The organism is Halanaerobium sp. (assembly GCF_003070835.1).
Genome location: NZ_QBLR01000135.1, coordinates 1 through 8,889 on the forward strand (window position 1 = coordinate 1; position 8,889 = coordinate 8,889).

The 8,889-nt window shown below is 33.1% G+C and carries 11 protein-coding genes; 6 read left to right on the forward strand and 5 right to left on the reverse strand.

Translation table 11 applies throughout. The features are described 5' to 3' along the window. From remB to dnaA, 5 genes are all read right to left on the reverse strand, one after another. Positions 1-250, reverse strand: a 250-nt coding sequence (remB, locus tag CI949_RS12850) for an extracellular matrix regulator RemB (protein ID WP_290767104.1), incomplete at its 3' end; no start/stop codon positions are given. Between the two features lie 4 nt (positions 251-254). Beyond that, complete coding sequence (recF, locus tag CI949_RS12855) at positions 255-1,379, reverse strand: DNA replication/repair protein RecF (protein WP_290767106.1); 1,125 nt, start codon at positions 1,377-1,379, stop codon at positions 255-257. Positions 1,380-1,382: 3 nt separating this feature from the next. Further along, the gene (locus tag CI949_RS12860; RefSeq protein ID WP_108140896.1) at positions 1,383-1,601 is read right to left on the reverse strand and encodes an RNA-binding S4 domain-containing protein; all 219 of its coding nucleotides are present in this window, start codon (positions 1,599-1,601) and stop codon (positions 1,383-1,385) included. Positions 1,602-1,690: 89 nt separating this feature from the next. Continuing rightward, a complete protein-coding gene (gene dnaN, locus CI949_RS12865; RefSeq protein WP_290767109.1) occupies positions 1,691-2,800 on the reverse strand; it encodes a DNA polymerase III subunit beta in 1,110 nt (369 codons plus the stop codon). Between the two features lie 304 nt (positions 2,801-3,104). Beyond that, positions 3,105-4,517 carry a chromosomal replication initiator protein DnaA gene (gene dnaA, locus CI949_RS12870; RefSeq protein ID WP_290767111.1) on the reverse strand — a complete coding sequence of 471 codons (1,413 nt, stop codon included), beginning with the start codon at positions 4,515-4,517 and terminating at the stop codon, positions 3,105-3,107. A 545-nt stretch (positions 4,518-5,062) separates the two neighbouring features. Here dnaA and rnpA point away from each other — a divergent pair. The 6 genes from rnpA to CI949_RS12900 all read left to right on the forward strand — a co-directional run. Beyond that, positions 5,063-5,392, forward strand: coding sequence for a ribonuclease P protein component (gene rnpA, locus CI949_RS12875; protein WP_290767115.1), 330 nt, complete (start codon positions 5,063-5,065; stop codon positions 5,390-5,392). 97 nt (positions 5,393-5,489) lie between these two features. Beyond that, positions 5,490-5,699: a membrane protein insertion efficiency factor YidD gene (gene yidD, locus CI949_RS12880; protein ID WP_290767117.1), complete on the forward strand. Its 210-nt coding sequence runs from the start codon at positions 5,490-5,492 to the stop codon at positions 5,697-5,699. 14 nt (positions 5,700-5,713) lie between these two features. Further along, positions 5,714-6,364, forward strand: coding sequence for a YidC/Oxa1 family membrane protein insertase (locus CI949_RS12885; RefSeq protein ID WP_108140906.1), 651 nt, complete (start codon positions 5,714-5,716; stop codon positions 6,362-6,364). A gap of 2 nt (positions 6,365-6,366) precedes the next feature. Next, positions 6,367-7,002, forward strand: coding sequence for an RNA-binding cell elongation regulator Jag/EloR (gene jag, locus CI949_RS12890; protein WP_108140908.1), 636 nt, complete (start codon positions 6,367-6,369; stop codon positions 7,000-7,002). 139 nt (positions 7,003-7,141) lie between these two features. After that, on the forward strand, positions 7,142-8,536 hold the full coding sequence (mnmE, locus tag CI949_RS12895) for a tRNA uridine-5-carboxymethylaminomethyl(34) synthesis GTPase MnmE (protein ID WP_290767120.1): 1,395 nt from the start codon (positions 7,142-7,144) through the stop codon (positions 8,534-8,536). 24 nt (positions 8,537-8,560) lie between these two features. After that, positions 8,561-8,889 (forward strand): FAD-dependent oxidoreductase (locus CI949_RS12900; protein WP_290767122.1); only part of this gene is annotated, 329 nt, incomplete at its 3' end.

Here is an 8,889-nt window from a genome sequence, read left to right on the forward strand (position 1 = left end):
CATTTTCTTCTGTAAACTTATCAACTCTATCACCAAGTGTCTTAGATGAGATCATTGAAAGATAAATTGTCTCTCCTGTTAACACAAAAGAACGGGGATCTCCCCCGGAATAATCAACAATAAATCCTTCTTCATCAGAAATCTCCAAAAATTCCTCAGTTATCTCAGATGAAGTCGTACTCTCTAAATCACCAATTAATACTACTTCTTTTGATGGAATCATATAACCATCACCAAGATGTAAAAACATATGTCTAATTCACCCTCTTTTTTATTCTCCCCTTTTTAACCTGATAAACATTATAGGAGTTATTTTTAATTCCGGATAAATTTTCTCCATCTGTTGCTGTAATTATAGTCTGAATTTTATCAGCTATAATATTAATCAATGCTTTTCTTCTCAAACCATCTAATTCCGAAAAAACATCATCTAAAAGCAGGACTGGGTATTCTCCGGTCTCTGACTTCATAAATTCCAGTTCTGCCAGTTTTAACGATAGAGCAGCAGTTCGCTGCTGTCCCTGAGATCCATATTTGCGAAGATCCATATCATTAACCTTTAATATTAAATCATCTCTATGAGGTCCAACTACTGTATAACCTCTAGAAATTTCTTGATCTCTTTTATTTATTAACTCATCAATAAATAGTTCTCTTAATTCAGCTTCTCCCATTTTTTTAGAAAAATTATTAAGAGAAATATCATATTCCAGCTCTAAATTTTCCCTACCTTCAGTTATTTTACGTTGAGATAGTCTGGCCAGAATCTTTAATTTATCTATAACTTCTATTCTTTTTAAAATTATTTTTGAACCTACTACAGCTAACTGTTCATCCCAGACTGCAAGCATCTCACGATCAGTTGATTTACCATCTCTAATTGACTTTAATAGATTATTTCGCTGTTTTAAAAGATGATCATATTTATTTAAAAGGTGATTATAATAACGGCTGACCTGTGAAATTTCAAGATCTATAAACTCTCTTCTATGCGATGGTCCCTCTTTAACCAGCTTTAAATCCTCAGGAGAAAATAAAACTGCATTTAAATATCCCAGCAGTTCTTTCACTTTATCCAAAGGATTATCATTAATTTCAACCTGGCGTCCACTTTTTTCTAAACGCATGGCTAACTTTATTTTACCTTCTCTGCGCCGTAAAAGCAACTGAACAAGTGCTTTTTCCTGATCCCAGTTGATCATTTCGGAAGTAATGCTACTACGATGCGAGTTAGCAGTGGCCATTAAATAAATTGATTCTAAAAAATTAGTCTTCCCCTGGCCATTGTCACCCAGGAAAATATTTAAATTTGGATTTAAATCAATCATCAGCTCTTCAAAATTACGAAAATTTCGGCAGAGAACTCTTTCTAAATACATTAATTATCCCCGACTTACTTTATATTTTTTATCTTCAGCCTTTAATTTAACTATATCTCCAGCTTTTAAAGTTTTACCCCTCTTTAATTCTATTTCTCCATTAACCTCTACTTCTCCTGCCTGAATTAAATGTTTAGCTTCTCCACCACTCATTACAATATTGGCCCATTTTAAAAATTGATCTAAATTAATTGTATCACTTGTTATTTTTACTTCTTCCATTTCTAAAAACCTCCTCAATTACAGTAAGTGTACCCCCTGTTGATAACTTTTCAGATATCAACAGAGCATTACACTTTATTAGCTTTTAATTATGATTGTGAACGGACCGGCATAATCAGATAAATAAACTTATCCCCATCTTTTTGAGAATTAACAACAAGGGGATTTAATGGTCCTATCATTTCTATATTAATTTCGTCAGAATCCAATACTTTTAAGACATCAATGAAATAGCCGGCGTCAATATTAATTTTCTGCTCCGGACCTTCAATATCAATCTTTACTTCCTCATGTGCATAACCAGAACTACCCTCTGCTGAATTGATCTCCATTAAGCCATCATCTGCCTGCAGGGTAATTATATTTGCATCAAGTTTTGCAATCAGAGAAGCTCTTTTTACTGCCCCGTGCAGCTGGGAGAGATCTGCAGAAAATTTACTGTTTGATTCATCCGGAATAACCAGCTCATAATTTGGAAATTTACCCTCTATTAATCGAGAAATAACCTCTATTCCAGCAAAATTAAAACGAGCATAATTACTGTCAACCTCTATCTCAACACTTCCCTCATCTTCCAGTAAATTATTTAATTCCTGTAAGGTGCTGCCTGGTAAAATAACAGCAATTTTTTCATTAACTGAAGTCTGTAAGGGAGCTTCAATATATGAAAGACGGTATGTATTTGTAGAAACCATCTTTACTTTTTCTGCTTCAACTTCAAATAAAGCACCTGTTAAAGCAGGCTGAGTTTCATCTTTTGAGGTTGAAATTCTAACCTTTTTGATCATTTCTTTAAATTTACTTGAAGGCAGAGTAAACTTTGCACTCTCTTCTACCTGCGGCAAATTGGGAAATTCATCTGGATCATAACCATTTATTTTAAATAAAGAATTAAGACATTTAATCTGCAGCTGCCATTTATCCTTATTTAATTCTATCTTTACTTCTTCGTTTGGCAGTTCCCGAATAATATTTAAAAATTGAGTAGCTGGCAGTACAATTGATCCGTCAATTTCTGCCTCTACTTTTAAATCATATTTGATTCCCAACTCCAGATCAGTTGATTTTAAAGTTAATTTATTATTTTCCAGCTTTAAAAAGATACCAGTTAAAATAGGTAATGTTTGGTTTTTAGCGACAGCTCTTCTAACTATGTTCAGAGCATTATATAAATCTTTTTGATTGATTGAAAATTTCAAAGTATATCCCTCCTGATTAAAAGTTATTAACAAAAACGAAAATATATAATAATGGTTAATTTATTAATAAAACTAGTAGTAATAGTAGTAGGGGCTGTGAATATGTGGATAAGCCCTTAAGTACTATTGAGAGCCTGATTTCTACTGTAGATAAGTTGTTAGTCGATAGGACAAGAGTTATCCACATACTAACAGTTAAGAATTATCAACAATCTATCAACAGGCACCTTAATAATTATCCACAGAAAATGTTAATAGATAAAATGTGGAGCTAAGTATTAAAAAATTAACAGCAAAGAAAGCTTTAACCGTGCTTAATTGTGTCAATTAATCTTTCAATTTTATTATTAAAATCATCTTCATTTTCTATTTTTTCTTTAATTTTATTGTGAGCATGGATTACAGTTGTATGATCACGGCCGCCAAATTCATTACCAATATGAGGTAGAGAAAAATCAGTTAATTCTCGACTCAAATACATAGCTATCTGACGGGGAAAAGCTATATTTTGAGTTCTTTTTTTGGATTCCATATCTTCCATTTTTAAATTATAATCATCAGTTATAATTTTTTTGATCCTTTCAATATTAACTTCTATTGATTCATTTTTCTTTTTATTAACCAGATCTTTTAAAGCTTCTCTTGCCAGATCGACATCAATTTCCCTGTCAACAAGGGATGAATAGGCAATTACCTTAACCAGAGCCCCTTCTAATTCCCTAATATTAGATTGAATTTTATTGGCAATATAAATAACTACTTCATTTGGAATAGTTAGATTCTCTATATCTGCTTTTTTTCTCAAAATAGCAATTCTGGTTTCTAAATCAGGTTTCTGAATATCAGTAATTAAACCCCATTCAAAGCGGGAACGGAGCCTTTCTTCTAAAGTAGGAATTTCTTTTGGGGGGCGATCACTTGATATAATTAACTGGCGATTTGATTCATGTAATGTATTAAAGGTATGGAAAAATTCTTCCTGTGTTCTTTCTTTGCCGGCCAGAAACTGAATATCATCAACCAGTAGAATATCAATATTGCGGTATTTATCTCTAAAATCAACAGTAGAATCATCCTTGATAGAGTTAATGAGTTCATTGGTAAAGGTTTCCGAGGAAACATAAACAACTTTATAATCAGGATTATTTTTTAAAATAAAATGAGCAATAGCCTGCATCAGGTGAGTTTTTCCAAGTCCCACATCACCATAAATAAAAAGAGGATTATATGCCTTTGCTGGAGCTTCGGCAACGGCAAGAGATGCTGCATGAGCAAAGCGGTTACTGTTACCGACTACAAAAGTATCAAATGTATATTTTGGGTTAAAGCCATTTTGCTTTAATTCTGATTCTATACTTTCTTCTTCAATATTTTCTTCAACTATTTCAACTTCCTTAGTTTTTTCTTCAGCTTTATCTTTATTATTTTCCTTATTTTCTTTAAATTTTTTTACTTCTTTTGGAGTTAATAAAAGTAAAGTCCACTGATTACCAGTTAAATCTTCAAGGATTTCTTCTATTAAGTCAGTATACTGACTTTCTATCCATTCCTGGATAAAATTATTTGGTACCTGCAGTACTAGCTGATTTTCTGCAGTAGTCATAACTGCCTTAGTTTCTGAAAACCAGGTATTAAAACTGGGATTTGTAATTTTTTCTTTAATATTTTCTAAAGTTTTCTTCCAGATGTGATCTAATTCTTTTTGCGAGAAAGACATAAAATACCTCCTGTAATTCTAAAAAATTGTGCTCAAGTTAAAGTTATCCCCAATCAACGGGGATAAATAAGGGTTTATCCACAAAATTGTGGACAACTATACAAATTATCCACAGAAAAAAGAAATATAACTTTACTGTTAAAGCAGTAAAATCACTTTCTAAATTTAAAATTCGAATAAAAATTTGTTAATAAAAAGACAAAAGATATCCACAAAGAATGATTGTTATTAACAGTTTGTGGATAAAAAATTAAGAAACTGTGGATAAGTTGCTGTATTTGATTGGTTTTTATGGCTATGTTAATTATTTTATGAACAGATTGTTAATAATCTCTTAACTATTAGCTCGGTAAGGATAAAAATTTAATCCAAATAACCATATTAATAATAACAGATTATCAACAAATTATCAACAAAGGCTTTGAAAATTTATCTTGTGGATAAAGTTAAATCTCCTTGACTCTACTATCTAAATAGCATATAATTTTAAATGTATGAATAAAAAATTAGCTTAGTTGTGGATTATTTTAGCTGGAGGTTATTTGGTGGAGAGTCTTAAAAAGAATAAGGAGTTTAAAAAAGTATATGAAAATGGAAAATCATATGCGACAAGAAATCTTGTAATTTACTGCTTAAATTACAAAAAAGGAAAAAAGAATCGTTACGGTTTATCAGTCAGCAAAAAAATTGGTAATGCTGTTGTCAGAAACAGACTGAAAAGAAGATTGAGAGAGATTATTAGAGAAGTTGAAAGAGAAAAAGAATTTAAAGGTTATGATATAATTTTTATTGCCCGTAAACCAGTTGTTAATCTTGATTATCATCGTTTAAAAAGAGATGTAAAAAAGTTGTATCAAAAGATGAATATAATTTGAATTACATAGAAATTGGAGCTTATTAATTTTATTTATCTAATTCTACATAATTATTAGTAACAAAATGATTATGAAACTGGTTATATAAGGTGGTAAAATGAAAAAATTATTTTTGTTTTTTATTAAAATCTATCAGAAGATTATTTCACCCTGGACTCCCAAAAGCTGTCGTTTTCGTCCTACTTGTTCAGAATACACAAAACAGGCAATTCAAAAATACGGAGCTTTAAAAGGAGGCTGGATGGGATTAAAGCGAATTTTGCGCTGTCATCCTTTCAATCCTGGGGGATATGATCCGGTAGAATAGGAGGAATTTATTAAATGTTTGATTGGTTAATTAATGGAATGGCATACGCTTTAGATTTTATTTACAATATTGTTGGTAATTATGGTCTGGCAATTATTATTTTCACTCTGTTGATTAAGCTGGTACTTTATCCTTTAACAGCTAAACAGACGCGCTCAATGAGAGAGATGCAGGAAATACAGCCTGAAATGAAAAAAATTCAGGAAGAATATAAAGATGATAAGGAAAAGCAGCAGGAAGCAATGATGGAACTTTATCAAGAACACGGTGTTAATCCAGCTGCAGGTTGTCTGCCGATGATTGTTCAGATGGCAATTTTGATTCCTTTATACAGAACTATTTTTGCTTTAGGTGACAAAATGGCAAATGAAGCATTTTTATGGATTGGAACAATTACTAATGGATCACTGGCTGAGCCGGATATTGCAATTGTGCTTTTAAATGCACTTGTTATGCTGGGACAGACATATATGACTCAGAAAATTTCTGGAGGAGAAGGCAAAAGTAATAAGATGATGTACATGATGCCTCTCTTTATAGTATTTATTGGTTTCTCATTACCTGCTGGAGTCTTATTATACTGGTTTACATCAACCCTATTTACTGTAGGTCAGCAGTATTTTCTATCCAAAGAACCTAGCAGAATCAAGGGGGATGCAGAATAAAAATGAAAAGCATAAAAGTAGAAGCTAAAAATGTAGAAAAAGCTGTAGAAAAAGCTCTGAATAAATTAGGAATTACAAGAGAAGATGCTGAAATTAATGTTATAGATGAAGGTAGTAAAGGATTACTTGGATTAATCGGAACTAAAGATGCTGTTGTAGAAGTAAAAGAAGTTTTCGATCCTGTCAAAAAGGGCAAAGAGTTTTTGGAAAGCCTTTTAGAAAAAGCCAATATTAATGTTGGTGTAGAAATCATGGAAGAAAAAAGTGATGCTGAACAGGTAGTTTACAACCTAACAGGAGAAAAAGAACTGGGTCTGGTTATTGGTCATCGGGGAGAAACTCTTGATGCAATGCAGTATTTAACTTCTATCTATATTAATAAAGAGCTGGAAGAATATTTTAGAGTTCTACTTGATGCTGAAGGTTATCGTGATCGCCGCCAGCAAACTTTAGAAAGACTGGCAGAAAGACTGGCAGCAAAAGCAGAAAGAAAAAAGAGAAAAGTTGTTTTAGAGCCGATGCCGCCACATGAAAGAAGGATTATTCATATAGCACTCAAAGAAAATAAAAATGTTAAATCATACAGTGAGGGAAAAGAACCCTACCGTAAAGTTATGATAGAACCATTAGATAAATAAAATTATCTAATCTAAATAAAGTGCTGTATTACTTTGGTGCAGCAGTTAATAAACAGAAAATAAAAGAAGCAGATGGCTTTTATCATTAACCCAGCAGGGATTTTCTCTGCTGGGTTATCTTTTAGGAGGTGTTTAGAAATTGGATATATTAAAAGAAGATACTATTGCAGCAATTGCAACTCCATTTGGCACAGGAGGGACCGGTAAAATTAGAATTAGTGGACCCCGGGCTTATCAAATTGGAGATAAGATTTTTAACTCTATCAAAAAAGAGAAAAAGATTTCTGAGCAGGATACTTATACTGCTCACTATGGACATATCAAAGATCCGGAGACTGAGAAAATAATTGATGAGGTGGTTGCAGTGATGATGCGGGCTCCCCACTCATTTACCGGAGAAAATGTACTCGAATTTGACTGTCACGGAGGGATGACCCCCCTGAGAGCAGTGCTGGACTTAACTTTAAAACACGGAGCCAGGCTGGCTGAACCGGGAGAGTTTTCGCAGAGAGCTTTTCTGAACGGCAGAATTGACCTGGCTCAGGCAGAAGCTATTATCGAAGTTATTAATTCTAAAACGGAAAAAAGTCTGGATCTGGCTGTTGACCAGCTGAACGGGAAACTTTCTAAAAAGGTTGATCAAATTAAAGAAGAGGCTGTAGAAATACTTGCTCATCTGGAAGCTGCTATTGATTATCCAGAAGATGAAATTGAAGGATTTTCTCCGGCTGAGCTGGGTGATAAATTTAATTATTTAAAAGAAGAGATAGAAAAATTATTAAAAAGTAGTAAACAGGGTAAGATCTATAAAGAAGGTTTGAAAACTGTAATTGTTGGTAAGCCAAATGTAGGTAAATCAAGCCTTTTAAATTATTTTTTAGAAGAAAAAAGGGCAATTGTAACAGATATTCCCGGAACAACCAGGGATGTTATTGAAGAATATATTAATCTGCAGGGGATCCCACTAAAAATTATTGATACAGCTGGGATTAGAGAAACAAGAGATGCTGTAGAAAAAATTGGAGTTGAACGCACCAGAAAATCAGCCGAAAAAGCAGATCTGGTGCTCTTTATGCTTGATATAAATCAGGGAATTACAGCAGAAGATAGAGAAATTTATAAATTAATTAAAGATAAGCCTCTGATAGTAATAGTAAACAAGACTGATCTACCGGCAAAGATTGAAAAACAAAAGATTGAAAATGAGTTTGCTGAGCACAGTGTTCTCTGGATATCACTTTTAGAAGAAGAAGGATTAAATGAACTAAAAGATGATATTTTAGCTGAAATTTTGGATGAGGAAATTGATACAGATGCTGAAACAGTAGTCACTCAGAGCAGACATCGTGATGCTCTAGTTAAGGCTGAAGAAGCAATTGAACGGGTAATTGTTTCACATGAAACAAATATGCCTTATGATTTTTTAACTATTGATTTAAAAGACTGCCTTGATGGACTTGGAAAGATAACAGGAGAAACAGTCGCAGATGACATTTTAGATAGAATATTTAATGAATTTTGTCTGGGAAAATAATTTTAAAAGTAAGGGAGAGATATAATGGATTTTCATAGATATCCAAAAGAGTACGATGTAATTGTCATTGGAGCCGGTCATGCCGGTTGTGAAGCATCTCTGGCACCTGCAAGAATGGGTATGAAGACTTTAACCCTAACAGTTAGTCTGGATCATGTGGCATTTATGCCCTGTAATCCTTCACTCGGAGGACCTGGTAAGTCACATATAGTGCGAGAAATTGATGCTTTAGGCGGAGAAATGGCCAAAAACATGGATGAAACAATGATTCAAATCAGAATGCTGAATACAAGTAAGGGTCCAGCAGTTCATGGTCTGCGGGGCCAATCAGATAAAGATGAATACCACAAGCG